The following is a 417-nucleotide window of genomic DNA, read 5'->3' as shown; positions in this document are numbered from 1 at the left end:
GGGCCGAGTTGCTTCGCGGCCCTACCTGAAGATCAGCGCGGCATTGCGGGAGGATGGCGAACGTCGCCGAGGTCAGTGATTAGCGACCGCCGTCTGCTCCGGCTTCGCATCTGCCACCCAGCTCCCGGCCGCCACATCTACACTCGAACATGTGATGGGTCTGGCCGGTACGCGTATCCAGGATCGACCGGGTGGGTTGAGCGTGCTGACCACACTTCTGGTAGCGAACCTGCAAGGGCTGGGGCTGTTCCATGCGCTGCATCAAAGCAAGTTTAGGCTTGATAACAAGTTAAGACTCAGCGGCACAACCACGACTATACCATGGCGGGAACTACCAAAGTGTGATGCCTTTAACTTTCGTGCGTGGTGTGGGTGGGTGATGGCGTTCCAGCGCAAGAAACCAGCGGCTATCGGCTA

General features: G+C 59.0%; 1 protein-coding gene. It reads left to right on the top strand.

From position 1 onward, the window contains the following. Positions 1-151: 151 nt before the first annotated feature. Positions 152-417 (top strand): hypothetical protein (locus tag RMT89_RS41300; protein WP_315888895.1); only part of this gene is annotated, 266 nt, incomplete at its 3' end.

Source organism: Streptomyces sp. P17 (assembly GCF_032436805.1).
In the GTDB taxonomy this organism is placed as follows: Bacteria; Actinomycetota; Actinomycetes; order Streptomycetales; family Streptomycetaceae; genus Streptomyces.
This window is presented reverse-complemented; position numbering and strand designations above follow the sequence as displayed.